The organism is Vibrio sp. G-C-1 (assembly GCF_021728015.1).
GTDB lineage: Bacteria > Pseudomonadota > Gammaproteobacteria > Enterobacterales > Vibrionaceae > Vibrio > Vibrio splendidus.
In genome coordinates this window covers 327958-348515 of sequence record NZ_JAKKCR010000001.1, presented here as the reverse complement: position 1 = coordinate 348515, position 20558 = coordinate 327958, and the positions used below count along the sequence as shown (strand labels likewise).

Below are 20558 nucleotides of genomic sequence, written 5' to 3'. Positions count from 1 at the left end.
TTTTGACTGCCCCGGATTACTTGAATTGTTTAAGGAAACGAAGGTCGTTCTCGAAGAACGCACGAAGGTCATTTACGCCGTAACGAAGCATCGTTAGACGCTCTACACCCATACCGAATGCAAAACCAGAGTATTTCTCAGGGTCGATGCCAACAGAGCGAAGTACGTTAGGGTGAACCATGCCACAGCCTAGAACTTCTAGCCATTTGCCATCTTTACGTTTCACGTCAACTTCAGCTGAAGGCTCTGTGAACGGGAAGAATGAAGGACGGAAACGCACTTCAACTTCTTCTTCAAAGAAGTTACAAAGGAAATCGTTAAGAATGCCTTTAAGTTGTGCGAAGTTTACGTTCTCATCAACTAACATACCTTCCACTTGGTGGAACATTGGCGTGTGAGTTTGATCGTAGTCGTTACGGTAAACACGACCCGGAGCAATGAAGCGGAAAGGCGGTTTGCCGTTTTCCATCGTACGGATTTGAACACCAGAAGTGTGCGTACGTAGCATTAGATCGGGGTTGAAGAAGAAAGTATCGTGATCAGTACGAGCTGGGTGATCGTCTGCGATGTTTAGTGCATCAAAGTTGTGGAATGCATCTTCGATCTCAGGGCCAGACTCAGTGCTAAAGCCAAGCTCACCAAAGAACTGTTCGATACGCTCAACTGTGCGAGTAACTGGGTGAAGACCACCGTTCTCAATGCGACGACCTGGTAGGCTCACATCGATAGTTTCTTCAGCTAGTTTCGCTTCAAGCTCTGCACGTTGTAGTGCGTCTTTGCGAGCTGCGATCGCTTGTTGAACAGCACCTTTCGCTTTGTTGATCTCTTGACCAGCAGTGCGACGCTCTTCAGGTGGAAGTTTACCTAGGCTTTGTAGTTGAAGAGTTAATTCACCCTTCTTACCTAAATACTGAACTCGCACTTCATCAAGTGCGACTAACGAATCTGCTGTATCAATAGCAGTCGTTGCATTAGCAATGATCTCTTCTAGATGTTGCATCATTTCCTCATCTACCAGTTGGTAGTGTCCGTATCGGATGATTAGTTTTTTTAGATAGCTACACATAGTAATCAAACACGCTACCAATGCCAAATTGAATCGCTAAAAGAGCAAGTTATTGACTAAAAACACGGCAAATTTAACAGGATATTAATGAGGAGTAGGAAGAAGTGGAACAATTACTGGTACCAGTCCTTAATTTGGAAGCAAATAGCGCTCAAGAAATAAAGTGAGCAAGGCTCTCAATTTGAAGTTGCTTGGTTCGAGGTTTTAAGCGAGTAGAGCTCAAAAACTAAAGTGGCCTGAGCGCTAAAACTGACGAGAGCTATGGTTCTAAATCTTAAGTAAATCGAGATCTAAATCTGAATCGAACAAACGCTGTTTTTGCCTGCGTTTTTCGCTAAATAAACGGACTCATCGGCGGCTTTGACCAACTCATTCATGGACCCGAATTCTTGGGTTATTTCAGCCACACCGACACTAATACTGCCAATCCAAACTTGATTACTGGTTTCGACCTCTAATTCAGACACTTTCTGTCGAGTCGTTTCCGCGATGTGCATACCGCCTTTAAGATCGGTGTCAGGGCAAATAACGAGGAACTCATCGCCCCCTAATCGACACACAATATCGTCATTGCGAAACGCATTTTTCAGTTCACGCGAGAGGGTTTGTAGCACCAAGTCACCTGCATCATGGCCACTGGTGTCGTTAATGCGCTTGAAGTGGTCGGCATCAATCATGATGCACACTAAAGGCATGCCTAGTTCTTTGGAATCTTGCCAATGTAATGCTAACTGTTTAAAGGCACTACGACGGTTGGGTAATTTAGTGAGTGAGTCTGTTAACGACAGTTCTTCGAGTTTCTTGTTCGCTTGTTTTAACTCTGCCGTCCGTTCCTCGACTTTGTCTTCGAGTAACTGGTTGAAGCGTAACAACTGCTTGTTGCGCTCAGAGACCTGCTCAAATAAGCCTTTCAGAGCGGCTAATAAAGGGAGGGTTGACGAGTCTCGCTGCTTTTCTTCTGCCTCAAAGGCTTCTAGGGGTGTTGCGCCCTCTTCTATGGCGGCCATTTGTCGCGCCATATTTTGGTCGATACCGAGGATGTGATAAGCAAGCCAATGGATCAAGAAATCCAGTAACTGCCGTGCTGACGACTGATCTTCTTCCAAGATGAAGGCTTGCATACTGTAGATATCTCGCATAAATACACGATGCACTTTTATGTGCTCTTCAATGTGTAATTCATACACTCCACAATCTCTCATCAAAGATTCTTCTTCTTTAAAGTGAAATTCGGCATAGCGTGTGAGATCGCGTAAAGCGACGCTCATGTCGTCTATAGAGATAGTATTCTCTGACAGCAGGTTTCCGTAGTGGTTGATAAAACCAACAAGGTATTGATGTTGTTCGTCTACGACGCCAATGCCTGTTTCAAAGTTATTATCCCAATTAAATGAATTCATAAATCCCTTAGGGCCGATACCACCAGCATGCTTCACATGCATATTCGGAGGTTATAGATACTGGAAAAATATAACCATTTTACCTGTAGGTTTATTCGATTGTTTGATCCACTTTATAAAAAGACGACTTTGAACATTCTAAATATGGCTCATCTTAAATTTGAGACGTTCCCCCTTAAGAAGAACGCCTCATGAAGCTAGCACTAGAAATAGTATTCCAACGCCATCTCAACAAAATCATCCTTACGAGCGAAGAACAACAAGTCCTCTGGGGTCTCGTTCTCAAACAACCAAGCGTTTAATCGCCACTTGAGATTGTTGTTGATACGGCTTGAGGCTTCCAGCTTCGCGCTGTAGACATCGCTGCTATCTAAGTCTTGAGTGATGCCTGTAAGCACTTCGGTGCCGTCTTCATCATTCAAGGCGAAGCGAGCCCCGAGGAACACATCGTTTTGACCGATGGTTTGGGCGTTGTTACCTCGGCTGTCATACAAATATTCCGCAATGAAGCCGATGTCCCAATAGGATTCAAGCGCCCCAACCCATGTGTATTCAAAGCCTGTTACCACGCCGGTGTGGTTGTCGTAGCTGTCGCGATAAATGCTTTCAAGCTTCCATAACCAGTCGCCCATAATGCCTTGTACATCGAGTCCGAAATGCTGCATTTGCGCGTAATACGGCTTGAGTTGATTGCCTTCTACACGATAATAAGGGTCGCGATTTGTGCCGCCTAAATAACTTAAACCGACATCCCAATCGCCGTACATTTGGCTATAACGCAATGCCACATCGAGGTTCTTTTCTTCTCTTGAAGATTCGTAAAGCGCATCATCCGATACAGGTACAGTTGGCCTTAGCCGACCGTCTTCCCCAGCGAAGGTACGCTCACGAAAATACGGCAGTAACATGGCATCGATGGTTCCCCAGTCTTTGATTGAGGTGAAGTGCACCATAGGCTGACCTAACTTCGACTCGCCATCGACCGATTCAATCGCATCGGTTTGATTGACCACATCGACCAAATGCGCCGATTCGGTTACCCCCCAAAAAACCTTACCGACACCGGCTCGCAGTTCGTAGTCATCCCAATACGTGAGATACAGAGCTTCGCGAACGTCACCATGAGTTCGCTCATCGTCTTCGCTGTCTAGGCGGTAAAACGGCGTGAAGGTAAAGCTGCCATTGCCCTCTTGTTGTTCCCAATAAAACTCTGGTTGTAACACCAGCGAGCTTTGCCCTTTATCTTGCCCTTGCAAGCCGTCGCTAAAGAACTGCCTGTGTTCAAGGTTAACCTGCCCTGCTAGCTCCGGGGTGACCTGTTCTACGAACTCAGAGCTAAAACCAGCCGCAACACATGGCAACGACACCTGCATAAGCCCAACTGTCGCTGCCAAGGTTAAAGATAACTGCGTTCCTGTTAACACAATCCTTTTCATATTCTTGCCTTACTTTGCACGTTTCAGTGTGTTTTTCTGGAAATCCTTGTCCTTAAGACCTGTCTGAAACGCTAAATCTGTCGTGGTTAGTACCGTGCTCTTGCCTGTTTGGTGGTTTTGCATCGACATAGTGTGCGCGCGCCAGTATTGGTTTAGGTATTGTTTGTAATCTTGGAACGAGAGGGTTTTCAGCAATGCGCCTTTACGGTCGTAAAACTCAACCTGAACGGGGCGGTAATATCGCTGGTCTAGCCATACCTTCTGCATGGTGTAGCCTGAGTTTTTATCGGTCGGAACCTGCTCCAAAACAAAGGTATCGACGCCTTCGATTGTGGCGTCTTCAATGTAGTTAAAGGTGTACTTTCCTAACTCGAACGAGCTCAAGTCTTCGTAAGCAAATTCACTGCCCATAAACGGGCCCGATTTGTTGCGCGAAGAGATGCGTTTTACACGTTTCAACGCAGGCAAGTACAGCCATTGGTCATCCGATTTAGAGATGTGTGAATGGTTCAAGAAAGCCGTGCCTTTTACGTCACGCGGCTCATCAAAAATGGTCAGCCCTTTGTCGCCATCGTCATCCACTTCTAACGACTTCAATCGCATTAGACGCGAGCTACTTTCGCCTTGTTTGTTGCGAAGTAGCATTTCCATGGTCGCAACTGAATCGCCCCACCCCATATCGACGGCTTTGCGTTGCTCGGCAATTTCTAAGCCTTTCGCTGGGTCTGCTAATGCAGGGAAAGCCGCGAATGCGCCTATTGTTAACGTGCCGACGGTTAATGAGCTGACGGAAAGTAATGTGGTAACGAATGTTTGTTTAACGCTTTTCATAAATTTCTCCTTGAGTCAGCCCACCGCAGCAGGCTGACGATTCCTTATTTGGTCGATGTAGTAAGTTCGCCAGTCGAGCTAGGCTGCGATTTGGTATTAGGCGTGTTTGAATAGTGAGTCTGTTTGTCGAAGATCATCAGCAAGCTAGGCAGCAAAATGAAGTCGACCACCAGCGCTATGAAAATCACAATCGCGCTGAGTAAGCCCATGTCGGAATTGAGCCTGAAGCTCGACATCGCCAGCACAGAGAAACCAGCCACAAGCACGACCGTGGTGATCCACAGTGCGCGACCAACGGTGTGGAACGCGTAACGCACCGCTTCTTCTGCTGATTTTCCTTCCATTCTTGCGCGTTGGTATTTACTTAAGAAGTGCACTGCATCATCGACAACGATACCCAGTGTGAGCGTGACCACGACGGATAAACCAAGATTGATTTCACCAGAGATAAGCGCCCATAAACCAAAGCCGATAATCGCTGGGGCAATGTTTGGCACTAGGCTGATTAGACCTAAGCGAACCGAGCGCAATGCAAATATCATCAAGCCAGAGATAAGCACTAAGGTGATAGGCAGAGTTGATAGCATGCTCGCCATGTTGGTTTCGCCTATGTGTGCAAACATCAATGACGGGCTAGATGCGACCACTTCATACTGAGGCGCATTAGCCGCAAACCATGAGTAGATGCGTTCTTCGAGTTCCACCAATTCCACGCTGCCTAGGTTGTCCACCGTGAGTACCATTTTGATCGATGATTTATCGACGTTGATCTGGTTATTCAAGTCCAAGCCGTACGGCAGAGACATCTCGTAAAGCAGTAGGTATTGTGCGGCTAACTCTCGGTTAAGTGGCAGCTGGTAGTAACTGTCGTCATCGCCGTGCATGTTCTTGTTCAAACGCATGTAAACATCGGATAGCGTGGCAACATGGTCGGTTTCAGGTTGAACACGTAGCCAATCGGTAAAGTCACCAATCGCTTGCAAAAACACAGGATCAGCAATCGCTTGAGATTCATTGGTTTTGACTGCGATACTGATGGTCGTCATACCACTTACGGTCTGTTCCATGAAGTCGGCTGCTTGTCTGAATTCGCTTGAGGTATCGAAATACTTCACCGATTCATCATTTACTCTGTTCAATGGAATTAACGCGGCTGCGCCAACAATCACTAAGGTAGAAATCGGCAGCAGTACTTTGCGGTTCGCAACGACAAAGTCACCGAGCTTATCCATAAAGGTTACTTTGCTTTCCGCGGCCCCTTTTCCTTGCGTAGATAAGCTGGCTGGCAGAGTTTTCACTGGCAAGAGTTTTAATAGCGCAGGCAGCATAGTCACAGATAGGAAACACGCGATGATCACGCCCAATGCCGACAAGTTACCGAAGTCTCGCAATACGGGAGAATCCGACATGTTCATCATCAAGAAGCCAATCGCGGTGGTCACTGAGGTGATCAGAATCGGCATAGCATTGAGCTTGATGCTGTATTGAATAGCTTGTGCTTTCGCCATCCCGCGTTGCATCGCTTGTCTCATGGTCACAATCACGTGAACACAATCGGCAACGGCAAGGGTTAACACCAATGTAGGAACGTTGACCGTTGCGGTGCTGAGGAACATCCCTGCCCAGCCAGACAAACCCATGGTCGCGACAATCGAAGAGATAATCACAACTAAGGTAGCCACCACACTAAAGAACGAGCGCAACATAAAGGTCAGGAACACCAATACCACCAACAGCATTAACGGCACCAGTGTTGAGCTGTCTTCTTGAGCCGAAGTCATAAATGCGTTGTTCATGGCAATGATGCCCGCTTTATGGAATTCAACATTGGGATATTGTGCTTCATAGCGGTCAATCATGGCGTTAATAGCCGCAATGACTTCTTGTACTTCCGCCGTTTTGTCCACTTCGGGCAATTGCACCGTCACGTTCACAATGGTCACATCGCCGGAGGCTGACACTAATGCATTCTTAAGCAGTGGTTCGTTGAGGGCGATCTGTTTTACTTTAGCGATCCGCTCTGGCGTGTGCTCGTATTCTTCGTACAGCAAGTCTTCCACTAAGAGGTCATCTTCAACGGCTTCGGTATGCTGATAATTGGCAAGCGAATCGACACGGCTTGAGTACGGGATCTGCCACGCATCGACCGTGAGGTTTTGAATTAAGGTGAGGGTTTCTGGGGTGAAGACATTGCCGCCTTCTGGTGCGACGACAATCGCGAGGTTGTCGGTTTTCGCAAAGGTGGTTTGGATTTCATCGAACGCCATCAACTGTTTGTTGGTGCCTTCGAAGAAGATGTTGTAGTCCCCTCTAAAGTAGAGGTTCTTTGCCCCTAATGCAGAGAGCATGATGATTGAAAAAACCACCAGCAGAACGATAAACGAACGCTTGGTCGGTATTGAGTGCCAACTGTTATTTAGATCCCCGTTTACGCTATCGACATTACGGTTATCTCGATTTTGGTGATCGAAAGCGGGCTTCTGGCTGTCATGTTCCATCACAGTCTCCATTTGTGACGATTCGTCATAGTTGTGTCTTAAAAAGCCAGCCGAAGCTGACAAAAACACAATTCTTAGTCATATACTCAAGAAAACCAAAACCACACTAGGCTAAACTTAAGTTTATGACGAATCGTCACTAATGGTTATTAATAAACCCACATAGGTGGGCTTAGTTGAAGCTTATCGACCTACTGACTCTAAGTAAGCGACTTCTTCACTGAACAGTTCTTGTTCTACACGGCGCCAAGTTTTGCGGTAGTCCCAATCAGTAGAAAGAGGCTGCCAGTTGAGGCCGTCTAAAATCATGTTCGCATTGTGTAATACTGAATACGGGTCTTGTAACCGCTTGATACAATGACTGTTTGAAGCATTCTGAGACAAAGCATTTGAACCAAATGCGATTGACCAGTTGGCGAATACAATGGCATCTGAACCCACGCCAGAAGAGAACTTTAGGTCACCGGCTTCTACTGCTTGATTGACGAGCAGATCCGCTTGTTCGATAACGATCTCTTCTAATTGATTCATCTCGGCCACGCGTGCACTGGAGGCTTTCTCTAGTACCCATGGGCTTTTCGCCATAATCGCGCAAGTTGATAATACTGGCTCCATACGAGCATAAACTCGGTACGCAACGTGCAATGCGACAATCTTTTCGCGAGAGTTGCCTTCAAACTCTCCAGAACGAGCAAACAACAGTGCCTCGGCCTTTAAAGAATGAATACATAACGCTAAAACCACGTCTTCTTTACTGCAAAAGTGATTGTATATCGTACCTTTAGAATAAGAGCTTGCCGCCGTTAGCCTATCCATCGTCAGGTTTCCGAACCCTTGTTCTCGAACCAGATCTTTTGCTAACAACATCAATTCTACTTCTCGGTCTGCGATGGATTGCTGCTTCTTAGACAGCACCGCCTTGCAACCAAAGATACTTTGTTTATCGCCTTTACAACCAAAGCCAAACATAATTTTTCAGTCCGTATTTGAGCTTAGCTATTACCTAAGCTTAATCAGCATTTAAAACGCTCCTGTCCAATATATTAACACGAATAGTAAATTCATGTGGTTAACCATTTTGTGACGCTTCGTCATTTCTGACTTATCGTCATAATAGCGCAAATATTGATCATATCAAGGTGTTTTATAAATTAAATACAACTTATGAATGGATGGATAAATATGTCAATAAGTAGACAAAGAAATCATCAACAGTCACTAGAGAGAGAAGATAGGCGCTTTCATGAAGACAAAACGAAAGATTAGAAGCTCATGCTTAACGTTAATAGACCACGTTATTTTAAGCCTTGGTGCAGAATCGGCCCCGATAAAGACGGCCGTAAACCCCATCTTTAGCCACCTTCTGACCTAGAATGAATGAGTGTAGGCTTACTTTTTGGGGCAGACCTCTCCTTATGGTCAATATTTGGCTTACTAATGTCGTTTTCTGTTAAGTTGCTATAAATTCGGTAAGGGGTGACTTACAATAGTGACAACGACTTACCTTTTTTGAGAACACGATATTGAGCGCCAAATATTCTTATTTAGCTTGGCAAGTGAATACTTCTAGCCCAGCAGAAAAGCTGGTTTTATTGATGCTTGCAGATGGTGCTGATGAATTCGGTTACACCAATGTGTGCCTACAAACGGCAGGTCAGCTTTGTGCTCTCTCTACGTTTGGTTTAGCCGACTGCCTTAAGTGTTTAGTCGACCAAGGTTTCCTCGATAAGGTGAAAGTAGACTATCGAGATAAGAAAGAGATTCACGTTTTCAAAATGCTCATTGAGCAAGAGCAAGCTACGGCGCACGTTGAGGTTCAACCGACCAATAGTATTCCGGTCTACTCTACTGCACCTGCACCTGCACCTGCACCTGCACCTGCACCTGCACCCAAGTTTCAGCCTGCTCCGGCACCAATGCAACACATGCAGCAGGCCCCTCGCCCACAAGGTCGAGGCTCAATGAACAGCAACACCGTCTCTACTCATGATCTCAACGAAGAAGAGATACCATCATGGGCAGAACGTGCGTTTAAATTCTCCGGTTTGACCGGTGACCATAGTTTAGTATGGAAGAAATTTGTCCTCTGGTATAAAGCCAAAGCCAATGAATTAATGCCATTATCTCGGATTGAATCCAAGCTGCAGTACTGGCTAGTTAACGAGAAGCAAAATGAAAGACAACAACAGCAGAAGACCTCTCAATATTCAGGAAATGCAGGACAAGCTCAAGGAAATGGGTATAGACAAAAGCTTAGCCCATCTGAACGCTTCAGGCAGCAGCTCATTCAAAAAGGCAAAAAGCCAACCTTCTGAGCCAGCCCAACCTGTTGTACCTGACGCTACCGTGCAGCCTAACGCACCTGAAGTGATTGAAGCACAAAGTACAGAAGTAAAAGTAGCGACACCAAACGCTGCGGGCTCTGGTGCGTCTCAACAAGTGCCTGTTGTTGATCAAGATCCAGCAGAGCTTGAGCTAACCGATTGGTGTATCCATGTGTTCGGTTCTTTCTTGAGCGTGTACGAAACTCAGTGGGAATACCAATACGGTAGTGAACCGAGCGGTAAGTTTCTTGAGTTCGCCCACTCTGTTGACTCAGACGGCCTTAACCGCGTGCTAATGCACTGTCATGAACGTATTCAACTTGGCAACAGTTGGCCGCCGCAAATGGGTGAGCTTTGGATCCTTAAAGATTCTTTGACTGAAGAAGAGCTGCTTGATAGCCGTATTCGTGTGTTGTCGCGCGCAGCTGTTAACAACATTGAAAAATGGCTAATCCAAAACAAACTGTACGACTTGAAGCGCACGGCTGAAAACAAGCTCGATGGCCTGTTTAAGAAATACTACTTGGAAGCAAAGCGTTTAGATGAGAAAGGCATGCTGGAAACAGAATTGCCGCAGTTCCTTCTTGCCGCTAACTCAGTGAAGAACTTGAACGACTTGAAACGCGAAGAGTATGAAAGCCAACACGGCAAAGCGATTAACCCAAGAATTCAGAAGATTCTAAACAGTAAGAAATAGCGCTGCTCGCTTAACTTATACCGCTTAAGTCAGCGACATTACTATTCTACAGATACAAAAATGCCAGCTATCAAGCTGGCATTTTTTATGAATTCTTACGAACTCTTCAACGAACATCCATCATTAACTGTAAGTAAGTGACTAACTATCAGCTCGCCACTCACTATAAACAATTACAGTAGGTGGATAGTTGCGTTTAGCGTAAATACGCCAGAGTCGTCATCTTTCATTTTGAAGTTTTGGTAGCTAGCGCCTACAGATAGTGGGCCAAAGATGAAGTATTCAGCGCCTACACCGTACATGATATCCTCACCTGATTGCTTGAAGCCGTCAGATTTAAGATCGTAAGAGTGAACACCAGCCTTCGCGTATACGTGAAGAGGACCAAAGTCGATGCTTGGTTTGATCGCTAGGTAAGCAGTGCTTGCATCTAGGTTTGTAAGGTCACGGTTGCCGTACTTAACGCTGTCGAAAGAACCAAGATCCCAGTAACCCGCTTCAATACCGATTAGTGGCAGGATGCCTGTACCCACGTGGATACCCATCGCTGTTTCTTCTTCATTACCTAATGAGTTTTGACCACCCATTACGCCGCCGTACAACCAAGAATCAGCCATTGCTGTTGAAGATGCACCTAGCAGTGCTAGTGCCAATAACGTTTTTTTCATATTCGACCTTTTCGTCCTAGTGGCAGGCCTTGCGTGGTAATAAATTGCCACCAAGTTGCCCTTTTTGTAGTAACTATTTAATTAGTATAGCAATAAGCAAGATTTATACCTAAACCTTGCTATTGCGTCTAGCTTTATTCCTTTAGCAAGCATCAATCGCGTTTTTAACACGCTTATCTGATACTGGGTAAGGCGTTCCGAGCTGCTGTGCGAAGAAGCTTACACGAAGCTCTTCTACCATCCAACGCACCTCTTTTACATTTTCTGGAACCGCGATCCCTTTTGGAATCTTATTCAGAAGTTCTTTGTAATCATTCATTACCGACTCAACTTTGATCATGTGTAGGCGATCTTTGTTAGGGTCAATCGGCAGTTTTTCCATGCGACGCTCAATGGCTCTCATATAGCGTAGAATATCCGGCAGACGTTTCCACCCGCATTCTGTGGCAAACCCCTTAAAAATCAAACCTTCTACCTGAGCTTTTATGTCAGAAAGTGCGAATGCCATTGAAAGATCAACACGTCCTTTCAGCTTCTTACTAATGCTGAATGCCGTCGTTAGGATGGTTTCAACCTGTTGAGCAATCTCAACCACGCTGTCACCCAGTTCTGCACGTACGTGTTCTTTCAGTGCTTCAAACTGCTCTGGCTCCCAAACCAAACCGCCCTTCTCTTCAATCAGCTTATCAATACCACAAGCGATACAGTCATCGATAAGATCGAGCACCTGTCCGTATGGGTTGAAATACAAGCCAAGCTTAGATTTGTTCGGCAAGTTAGAGTGCAGGTATTTGATCGGCGATGGCACGTTCAACAGGATTAAACGACGCTGGCCCGATTTCATTGCCGAGATCTGCTCTTGCTCGGTTTCGAACAGTTTGATCTCTACACTGTCTTTAGAATCCACCAGCGCTGGAAAGGCTTTAACATCGTAGCCGCCACGTTTCTGTTGGTAAACTTTTGGTAGCTCACCAAAGCTCCACGTGTGCAGGTTCTGCTGTTCGATGTCATCGTCTGCCACTTTAGAAAGCGTTTCTTGAACCTTGTCTTTTAGGCTTTCTTTCAACTCATGCAAGTCTTTCTGTTCTTTCAGCTTACGCTTGCGATGATCTACGGCGCGGAATGTTACCTTTAAGTGCTCAGGGATCTGGTCTAACTTCCAGTCATCACGTACCACTTCTACACCCGTCATGCGACGGAGCTCTTTCTCAAGAGAATCCAACAACGGAGCTTCTAACGGTGTAACACGAGCCAAGAACGCATCGGCGTAGTTTGGCGCAGGTACAAAGTTACGGCGTAGCGTTTTTGGTAGCGACTTAATTAAGCTGATCACCAGTTCCTGACGTAGGCCTGGGATCTGCCAATCGAAGCCGTTTTGGTCGATTTGGTTCAAGATAGGCAGCGGGATATGTACCGTTACACCATCGTTGTCATCGCCCGGCTCAAATTGGTAGCTCAACTTCAGTTTGATACCATTTTGGTGCCAGAAATTCGGGTAATCCAAATCAGTAACGTGGCTTGCATCGCCTCGGAACAGCATCGACTTTTCAAAGTTCAGCAACTCAGGTGTTTTTTGGCTGGTTTGCTTCCACCATGAATCAAAGTGACGGCCTGAAACGGCCTCTTCACCAACACGTTGGTCATAGAAATCGAACAGCTCATCATCGTCGATCAAGATGTCACGACGACGTGATTTATGCTCTAACTCTTCTACTTCTTGCAGTAGCTTGCGGTTCTGTTTGAAGAAGGCGTGTTTGGTTTCCCATTCACCTTCTACTAATGCGCTGCGTACAAACAACTCACGGCTGACAGTGGCATCAATCGCTCCGTAGTTCACCAAACGTTTTGGAATGATTGGGATTCCGTAAAGCATCACTTTTTCGTGTGCCATTACTGCCGCTTGTTTCTTAGACCAATGTGGCTCGCTGTAGCTGCGTTTAATCAGGTGTTTCGCTAGTGGTTCAATCCATTCAGGTTGAATCTTGGCGATAACACGACCCCAAAGTTTTGAGGTTTCCACCAGCTCAGCAGACATAATCCACTTAGGCTGTTTCTTAAATAAGCCAGACGCAGGGAAGATATGGAAGCGCGCATTACGAGCACCTTGATATTCATTCTTCTCTTGGTCTTTCATACCGATGTGCGAAAGCAAGCCTGATAGCAGTGACATGTGAATGCCATCGTAGCTGCCCGGCTCTGTGTTCAGCTTAGTATCCAATTCACGCATCGCTTGGTGAATTTGGAAGTACACATCTTGCCATTCACGGATACGTAAATAGTTCAGGTAATCTTGCTTACACTGTTTGCGGAACTGGTTACTCGACAGCTCTTTTTGTTGCTGCTTAACGTAATCCCAAAGGTTCACAAACGTGATGAAATCTGACTCTTTATCAAAGAAGCGTTTGTGCTTATCGTCAGACGATTGTTGTTTGTCTGATGGACGCTCACGCGGATCCTGAATCGACAACGCAGACGCAATAACCATCACTTCGTGCAGACAGCGGTTGCTTGGCGCTTCAATCACCATACGCGCCAAACGTGGATCAATCGGCAGCTTAGCGAGCTTACGACCAATAGCGGTTAGCTTCTTCTTGTCGTCGCCATGATTCTTGTTTTTATTCGCAGACGGTTCGACTGTCGCGATCGCACCCAACTCTTCAAGCAGCCTTACACCATCTTGAATGTTACGTTTATCTGGCGCTTCAACAAATGGGAATGCTTGAATGTCGCCTAAGCCTAGCGCTGTCATCTGAAGGATAACCGATGCTAAGTTAGTACGAAGGATCTCAGGGTCAGTAAACTCTGGGCGTGATTCGAAATCTTCCTCAGAGTACAGACGAATACAGATACCTTCAGCAACACGACCACAACGACCTTTACGTTGGTTCGCACTCGCTTGAGACACTGGCTCGATCGGTAGGCGTTGTACCTTGGTACGATAGCTGTATCGGCTGATACGCGCCGTACCCGGGTCGATGACATACTTGATGCCCGGAACCGTTAACGAGGTTTCAGCCACGTTGGTCGCAAGAACGATGCGTCGACCAGTATGAGACTGGAAAATTCGGTTTTGTTCGCCCGCAGAAAGACGTGCGTAAAGCGGAACAATCTCAGTATCACGCAGGTTACGTTTACTTAAAGAATCGGCAGTGTCACGAATTTCACGTTCACCGTTCATGAAGATCAAGATATCGCCTTGGCCTTCATCACACAGCTCATCAACGGCTTCAAAGATACCTTCGATTTGGTCACGGTCTGAATCACTTTCATCACCACCTAGTGGGCGGTAACGCGTATCAACTGGGTAAGTACGACCTGATACTTCAATAATCGGCGCATTGTTAAAGTGCTTCGAGAAGCGCTCAGGATCGATGGTCGCTGATGTAATGATAACTTTAAGATCAGGACGCTTCGGCAGAAGCTCTCTTAGGTAACCCATGATGAAGTCAATGTTCAGGCTACGTTCATGGGCTTCATCGATAATGATGGTGTCGTATTGGCTTAAGAAACGGTCGTGCTGAATTTCCGCCAGTAAGATACCGTCGGTCATCAATTTAATTTGTGTTTTATCAGATATTTGGTCGTTAAAACGAACCTTATAACCGACAAAATCACCCAGCTGTGTTTCCATCTCTTCCGCAATGCGGTTGGCAACTGAACGTGCTGCAAGACGACGAGGCTGAGTGTGACCAATTAAGCCCATGCGGCCACGGCCAAGCTCTGAACAAATCTTTGGTAACTGAGTGGTTTTACCCGAGCCCGTTTCGCCGGCCACGATAACCACTTGGTTTTCAGCAATGGCTTTCGCAATGTCATCGCGCTTTTGGCTAACTGGGAGAATCTCTGGATATTCGATGGTTGGTTTATGCGAGGCACGCTGATTTGCCGTCATCATAGACTTGGCAATATCTAACGCAATCTCATCGAAGACAACGTTCTTGGATTGTTCGTTTTTAATTCTACTCGCACCAGCAATTCGCTTACTCAAACGAAAGCGATCGCGCATCATACATTCGTTGAGCGCTTTACGAAGAGAAGCTGGGCTATTTTGAGATGCTTTTGTATTGGCTGCTGCTGAATGATCGGCAGGTTTAGCTTTTGGTTGATTAGTTTTTGGTTGTTTAGCTTTTAAATGCTTAGCAGGTCGGTTCGATGCAGGCTTATTCGATTTCGCTTCGTTCTGTGGAGAACTTGGCTGTGCTGCATTCTTGTTGTTGTCTGCTTTTTCCGGAGACGAAGTCAAAGCGTGTCCTATTCTTGTACTTATTAAACTCGCGCGATTATATCACAAGTCTCAAACAAAAAAGCCTGACAGCAAAGGGAAAACCTTTTGCTATCAGGCTGATTAATGACGCTAACACTAGCGAAGGCTATAGAAGCGAGGTCAAATGTAAGTCGTCTGTATAAAAACGGTGATTAGAAATCGTATCTAAAAAAGCCGCTTCTAGAACTCGTACTGGAAGTAAACGGTGTTGTAGTTACTGCCGCCTTTGATTCGTCCGAACTGGGATGCGTTTTCAAAGATCGCAGAACGGTGATGCAATGAGTAGCCGAACCACAAGTTGTTCAAGTCATTCTTACCAATCAAGTCGCCGACGTTCACATCGAATGAGAAGTCTAAGTAGTTCAACAGATGGCTTGCTGTGTAACCTTTGCGGTCCATCTCAGTTCCTTCGATATACGTAATCGAATCGATGTAAGACATACCTTCTGCCACACCTACACGCCACTGAGTTGGCCAATCAAAGGTGTAGTACGCTTTGATTGCGATGATGTATTCAGTGCTGCTTGATTGAACCTCTGAACTCCAGTGGTGTGCGATACCTGGCGTTAGGTAGATATCCAATGGGAAGCCGAAGATCTCATCGGTTAACGGGTGGCCATAGAAGAACGAGGTCAACTGGTTGTTGTATTCGTCTTTCTCCGCGTTGAACTTCATGATGTCGCCAATATTGGATGGCGTTGCCCAGCCGTGGGCGACACGTAAATACGGCGCATTGCTCAACTTAGGCTTCGGTGCTTTCTCTTTGTCGTTAAAGAAACCAAAGCCAAGGTATAACTCACCTTGATAGCGGTCTTCGACTATCGACGAATCGTAGGCGTTGTCGTCTAATCGAGTCACACTGGTTGAACCCAATAAGTACAAGTTTGAAACCACATGGTAACGCGCTTCAACACCGACATTCAGATCTACACCTGCACCAATGGTTTCATTAGACGCTGAGTAATACTCGCTATTGAAGTCAGCACTTTTGTAACGAAGTGTCGCACTTGGGTAAAACTCCCAGTCTCCGGTTTCATACTTGGCTTTAGCACGTAAGTTACCGTGGAGGTTGAATTCACTGTCGCTCATTAATTCCGTCTCGACAGACCAAGGACCATCAAGTTGGTAGGTCAGTTGAGCACCGAAGTCCGCAGTATCGCCTTCAATTGCGTTCTGTTCAGAAGCTGGGATATCAATAAAACGCATGCGAGAGATGGCATTAAAAGACCATTTCTCGTCATCTGTTTGATAGAGGTAAGCCCCCATCTCGGTACCATCAATGAACACATAGTCGTTCTTGAAAAACAGCATCGGCACGAATGAGTTAACCGATTGGTCACCACCAGACGTGTCATAAGGGATGCTCGCAGTACGGAACATTGCAGCGATGCCCCACTCTTGCTCTTCAGCAGCCCACGCATTAGCACTTACGAAAATGCCACTTAGGAAAGCGCTACTTAGTAAAACCACTCCAGTTGAAGTGAGAGTCGGTAAATATTTGAGCTTCATTCTTATGTAATTACTCTTTGTAATAAATAATGTGTTACTGAATAGACATTTATTAACCATGACGGCTAACTATTTTTAGGTTTGATCGGCATTGACCGTTACAATGTAGAATATTCTCGGTTAAATGAAAGTATTGTGAAAGTCTCCGAATTACAAAACATTATAGATCAGTTACCCAAAGATTCCGATCCAGATATTGTTATGGGTGATGCATGGCTGCCCGAGCGTTTGGTAGATACCAACCTAGACGGCGACATGCTATTTCTTGAATTCGATAATGCCCCTGAAGACAATCAAGGGGATGAAGAAGGCCGTGGCTTTGTTGAGCACGAGATTGCTATGATTCGAGAAAAGCTCGAACTGTTGTTAGACGAGCCTTCCGATACCAAGACAAAAGCCGATGCCCTGTTGGCAATATTTCTAATGGGTCATGAACTTTCTAGCTCGGAAGTTATCGAAATTCTTGAATCAACTGAGCTTGAATCAACAGAATCTGAAATGACGGAGCTTGAGGCTACTGAGTCTGAAATGACAGAATTTGAACCGTTCGAGTCTGAGATTGCAGAGCATAAAACAACAGAATCTGACTCAGTAGAACTTGAAGCATCAAAGCTTGAAACCACAAAGCCAGACACGAACAAGCTCGAAGCAAAAGAACTCCACGACGACTAACCACCAATGATTTTAGGTACCGTATTGAAACCCTCTACGACATCATCTCTTCCCCTGTTACTCGCCGGACCCATTTTAAGAAAAACCACCGCGACTGAAGTGGTACTTTGGTTAGCCACCAGCTCGCCCCTTGTTGGCCGGGCTGATCTTTATATTAGTGAAACTGAGCACATTCGTGAAACTGAACATAGTCGAGAAACAGGCTTTTCGAACGAAAAAGAGCATGCTGAACCAAAACAAGACCAACCGTTTTATACCTCATCGCTTGAAGAGCATGATTCGATTCAAATCGGTACACATGCGTGGGTAACGCTAATTCGCTTACAAGGTGAATTCCCGACTAATATGCTTCTTGAATATGACATTCACACAGAGTCAGGTTCACTAAAAGAGCTCGCCCCTCACCTTGTTTACAACGGTAAATCTCGCGTTGAGTTTAAGATATCGACCTCGGCTGATTACATTCTTCATGGCTCTTGCCGTAACCCGCATCATCCAAGCAAAGACAGCTTAGTCGCAGCCGATAACAAGGTAGCCGAGCAAAGCGTCGCTGAAAGACCCGACATGCTGATGATGAGCGGCGATCAGATCTACGCCGACCATGTGGCGGGGCCAACACTTGATGCTATTCAGCAAGTGATTCAACTGCTTGGCCTTGTCGGTGAGAGCTTACCGACCGACTCGCAAATAAAGCAAATCAACACTAGTGACGCGCTGTATAGCAGTGAATATCACTTATATCAGCGTCATCACTATTTGCCGCACCACACCGCTTCAGAATCCATGTTCGATAAGTTCTTCCCGAATCGTGGCGTGCCGATTTTTAGCTCTACCGACTGCGAAAACCACTTGGTCACGCTGTCTGAGTTTATCGCGATGTACTTGTTGGTTTGGTCTCCCACACTGTGGCAATGCATCAATAGAGAACGTTTAATTGAGAATAACTTCACGCAAGGTGGACGCCAATTAACACCGACTGAGCAGCAACAATGGCGTGATGAAAGCGTCATCATGGATGATTTCATTGCTGGCTTACCGCAAGTACAACGTCTGTTCGCGCATATTCCGACTTACATGATCTTCGATGATCACGATGTTACCGATGATTGGAACCTTACCGTGGGTTGGGAGCATGCTGTCGACCAAAACCAGTTCGCCACTCAAGTGATAGGTAACGGCCTTGCGGCTTACTGGATGTGTCAGGGCTGGGGTAACAAGCCGGAGAGCTTCGACGAAGAGTTTATCGAGCAAGCAAAACAGCTTTTTGTCGATCAACCGCGCATTACTAAACAAGCGCATATTGTTGAAAAAAATAAGAATATAGAACAAGCGCATAATGAAGCCGATGATAGCAATACTATTCACTCTGTTAGCAATATCGAGCCAGATAAGCATCAAGCCTTTATTGAGATGCTGAGTCGCTTTGAAGAGTGGCATTACACGATCGATACCTCACCCAAAGTCATTGTGTTGGATACTCGAACGCGTCGTTGGCGTTCAGAGTCACGCATGAATAAGCCTTCAGGTTTGATGGACTGGGAAGCCTTGATTGAGTTTCAACATCAGTTAATGAATCAAGATAAAGTAGTGATCGTTTCTGCTGCACCGATGTTTGGCGTGAAGTTTATTGAAACACTGCAAAAAATGGCGACCACGATCGGCAAGCCATTAGTGATTGACGCTGAAAACTGGATGGCACATCCGGGCAGTGCCAATACGCTGATCAGTATCTTTACCCATACCAAAACACCGACCAATTTCGTGGTGCTTTCTGGTGATGTGCACTACTCCTTTGCTTACGATATCAAGCTTAGGTATCGTCGCAACAGTCCGAACATCTATCAAATTACCTGCAGTGGCATTAAAAATCAGTTCCCTGCTTCGCTGCTTAAATTCTGCGATGTGTGGGACCGCCTGTTATACAGCCCTCGCTCAGTTTTGAACTATTTCACGAAGCGTAAGCGCTTAAAAATCGAGAAGCGAAGCCCTGATAACCAGACCTTCTATCGCCTTTCAAACCGCAGTGCGATTGGGGAGTTGAGGCTAGACACTGATGGGAAACCGCAATCGATCACGACACTCAGTGGCGACGGAAAAATTACACGCTTCCCTGAACCTGACTAAGAAAGTGCGCCTTATCGTTCACCTATCCGTAGTGTCAGTTTTTAGTAAAGACGCTTGCGATCACACTCTGTAGACCCAATAGTTATAGTTATAGTTGATAACTATCAGCGTTACGGAACCCGATACAAATTTTAACTGGAGCTCGTTATGTTCAATTCTCTCACATCAATGTTTAAACAATTGATTGAAGGCCAGGATCTAAGCAAAAACCAAGGCACATCACCTAATGTCGCCATTGCGAGTTTATTGTGTGAAGTCGCGGGAGCCGACCATCAGATCAATGAATCAGAAAGAGTTGCTAAGCTACAGCTTCTGCAACGTTTGCTGGATTTAGATGAAGAGCAAGCAAAGGTGCTGCTAGAGCAAGCAGAACCGAAAGTAGAGCAATCAGTCTCGCTGTATGACTTTACATCGCAACTCAGAGACCTGTCTCAGCCAGTGCGAATCGACTTAATCAAAGCGATGTGGGAAGTGGCGCATGCCGACGGAGAAATTGACCCTATCGAAGATTCTGTGATCCGTAAAACAGCGGAACTGCTCTACGTTGACCACAGTGACTTTATCAAGACTAAGCTGAACGTACTCGGTAAAAGCTAACCAAAGGCTCTCTACTAGCATTAAGCCTCTGTATTAGCGTAAGCGGTCGCCATGCATGATGCCTTTAAGTTCTAATGGCGTGCCCTTCTTAGTGACATAAAGGCCGCGCTGATTCGATACCAACACACTGCGCTTGCCTTGTGTTTGTTGAATGTATAAGTGCTTGATATTGAATGTCTGCTTATCTTGGGCCTGATCCTGGTCCAATTGATAAAGGTAGTAGTGATTCCCCCAGCGCAAGAATACACCAAACATCTGCTTAGTTTGAGCGACATTCCCATCCATGTCATAACCAATGTACTGCATTTTGACTCGACCATTTTCCAATCGGAGCGAGATTCTCTCCCACCCGACCATCGGGTATTCCGCAGAAAATCGATAGGTACTTTTGGTTGCGAGCCCAGAGATTAAGCCTACATTTAGAATCACAAACAGCGTCAATAAGATAGGCATCCAAAACTTACGATTCATA

General features: G+C 45.8%; 15 protein-coding genes. 5 read left to right on the top strand and 10 right to left on the bottom strand.

Features of this window, described 5'->3' with window-relative positions:
- Positions 1–16: 16 nt before the first annotated feature.
- From pheS to L3V36_RS01505, 6 genes are all read right to left on the bottom strand, one after another.
- Positions 17–1000 (bottom strand): phenylalanine--tRNA ligase subunit alpha, encoded by a 984-nt coding sequence (pheS, locus tag L3V36_RS01530; protein WP_004734764.1) that lies wholly within the window; start codon positions 998–1000, stop codon positions 17–19.
- Positions 1001–1356: 356 nt separating this feature from the next.
- Entirely contained in the window at positions 1357–2466 is a 1110-nt protein-coding gene (locus L3V36_RS01525) for a GGDEF domain-containing protein (RefSeq protein WP_102498034.1), read from the bottom strand.
- Between the two features lie 203 nt (positions 2467–2669).
- On the bottom strand, positions 2670–3902 hold the full coding sequence (locus L3V36_RS01520; protein ID WP_208774115.1) for a hypothetical protein: 1233 nt from the start codon (positions 3900–3902) through the stop codon (positions 2670–2672).
- 9 nt (positions 3903–3911) lie between these two features.
- A complete protein-coding gene (locus L3V36_RS01515; protein WP_208774113.1) occupies positions 3912–4733 on the bottom strand; it encodes an outer membrane lipoprotein-sorting protein in 822 nt (273 codons plus the stop codon).
- Between the two features lie 44 nt (positions 4734–4777).
- On the bottom strand, positions 4778–7294 hold the full coding sequence (locus tag L3V36_RS01510; protein WP_208774105.1) for an MMPL family transporter: 2517 nt from the start codon (positions 7292–7294) through the stop codon (positions 4778–4780).
- Between the two features lie 120 nt (positions 7295–7414).
- On the bottom strand, positions 7415–8200 hold the full coding sequence (locus tag L3V36_RS01505) for a TetR/AcrR family transcriptional regulator (protein WP_017077901.1): 786 nt from the start codon (positions 8198–8200) through the stop codon (positions 7415–7417).
- Positions 8201–8754: 554 nt separating this feature from the next.
- Between L3V36_RS01505 and L3V36_RS01500 the strand changes: the two genes are divergently transcribed.
- Together L3V36_RS01500 and L3V36_RS01495 are read left to right on the top strand one after the other, a co-directional pair.
- Positions 8755–9546, top strand: a complete 792-nt coding sequence (locus L3V36_RS01500) for a hypothetical protein (protein ID WP_065681273.1) — start codon at positions 8755–8757, stop codon at positions 9544–9546.
- A complete protein-coding gene (locus tag L3V36_RS01495) occupies positions 9467–10252 on the top strand; it encodes a hypothetical protein (protein WP_017077898.1) in 786 nt (261 codons plus the stop codon). The genes L3V36_RS01500 and L3V36_RS01495 overlap by 80 nt, the downstream gene beginning before the upstream one ends.
- Before the next feature lie 173 nt (positions 10253–10425).
- On the opposite strand, the gene L3V36_RS01490 is transcribed toward L3V36_RS01495, so the two are convergent.
- The 3 genes from L3V36_RS01490 to L3V36_RS01480 all read right to left on the bottom strand — a co-directional run bounded on the left by L3V36_RS01490 (position 10426) and on the right by L3V36_RS01480 (position 16693).
- Entirely contained in the window at positions 10426–10920 is a 495-nt protein-coding gene (locus tag L3V36_RS01490; RefSeq protein WP_017077897.1) for an outer membrane beta-barrel protein, read from the bottom strand.
- A 142-nt stretch (positions 10921–11062) separates the two neighbouring features.
- On the bottom strand, positions 11063–15163 hold the full coding sequence (gene hrpA, locus L3V36_RS01485) for an ATP-dependent RNA helicase HrpA (protein ID WP_208774103.1): 4101 nt from the start codon (positions 15161–15163) through the stop codon (positions 11063–11065).
- 201 nt (positions 15164–15364) lie between these two features.
- Positions 15365–16693 carry a MipA/OmpV family protein gene (locus L3V36_RS01480; RefSeq protein WP_108161459.1) on the bottom strand — a complete coding sequence of 443 codons (1329 nt, stop codon included), beginning with the start codon at positions 16691–16693 and terminating at the stop codon, positions 15365–15367.
- Positions 16694–16774: 81 nt separating this feature from the next.
- On the opposite strand from L3V36_RS01480, the gene L3V36_RS01475 reads away from it, so the two are divergent.
- The 3 genes from L3V36_RS01475 to L3V36_RS01465 all read left to right on the top strand — a co-directional run bounded on the left by L3V36_RS01475 (position 16775) and on the right by L3V36_RS01465 (position 20086).
- The gene (locus tag L3V36_RS01475; RefSeq protein ID WP_208774101.1) at positions 16775–17365 is read left to right on the top strand and encodes a hypothetical protein; all 591 of its coding nucleotides are present in this window, start codon (positions 16775–16777) and stop codon (positions 17363–17365) included.
- A gap of 6 nt (positions 17366–17371) precedes the next feature.
- Positions 17372–19489 carry an alkaline phosphatase family protein gene (locus L3V36_RS01470; RefSeq protein ID WP_208774098.1) on the top strand — a complete coding sequence of 706 codons (2118 nt, stop codon included), beginning with the start codon at positions 17372–17374 and terminating at the stop codon, positions 19487–19489.
- Positions 19490–19636: 147 nt separating this feature from the next.
- Positions 19637–20086, top strand: coding sequence for a TerB family tellurite resistance protein (locus L3V36_RS01465; protein ID WP_004734748.1), 450 nt, complete (start codon positions 19637–19639; stop codon positions 20084–20086).
- A 33-nt stretch (positions 20087–20119) separates the two neighbouring features.
- Here the strand turns inward: L3V36_RS01465 and L3V36_RS01460 are convergent, their stop codons facing one another.
- Positions 20120–20557, bottom strand: a complete 438-nt coding sequence (locus tag L3V36_RS01460; protein WP_017077881.1) for a hypothetical protein — start codon at positions 20555–20557, stop codon at positions 20120–20122.
- Between the last annotated feature and the right edge of the window lies 1 nt (position 20558).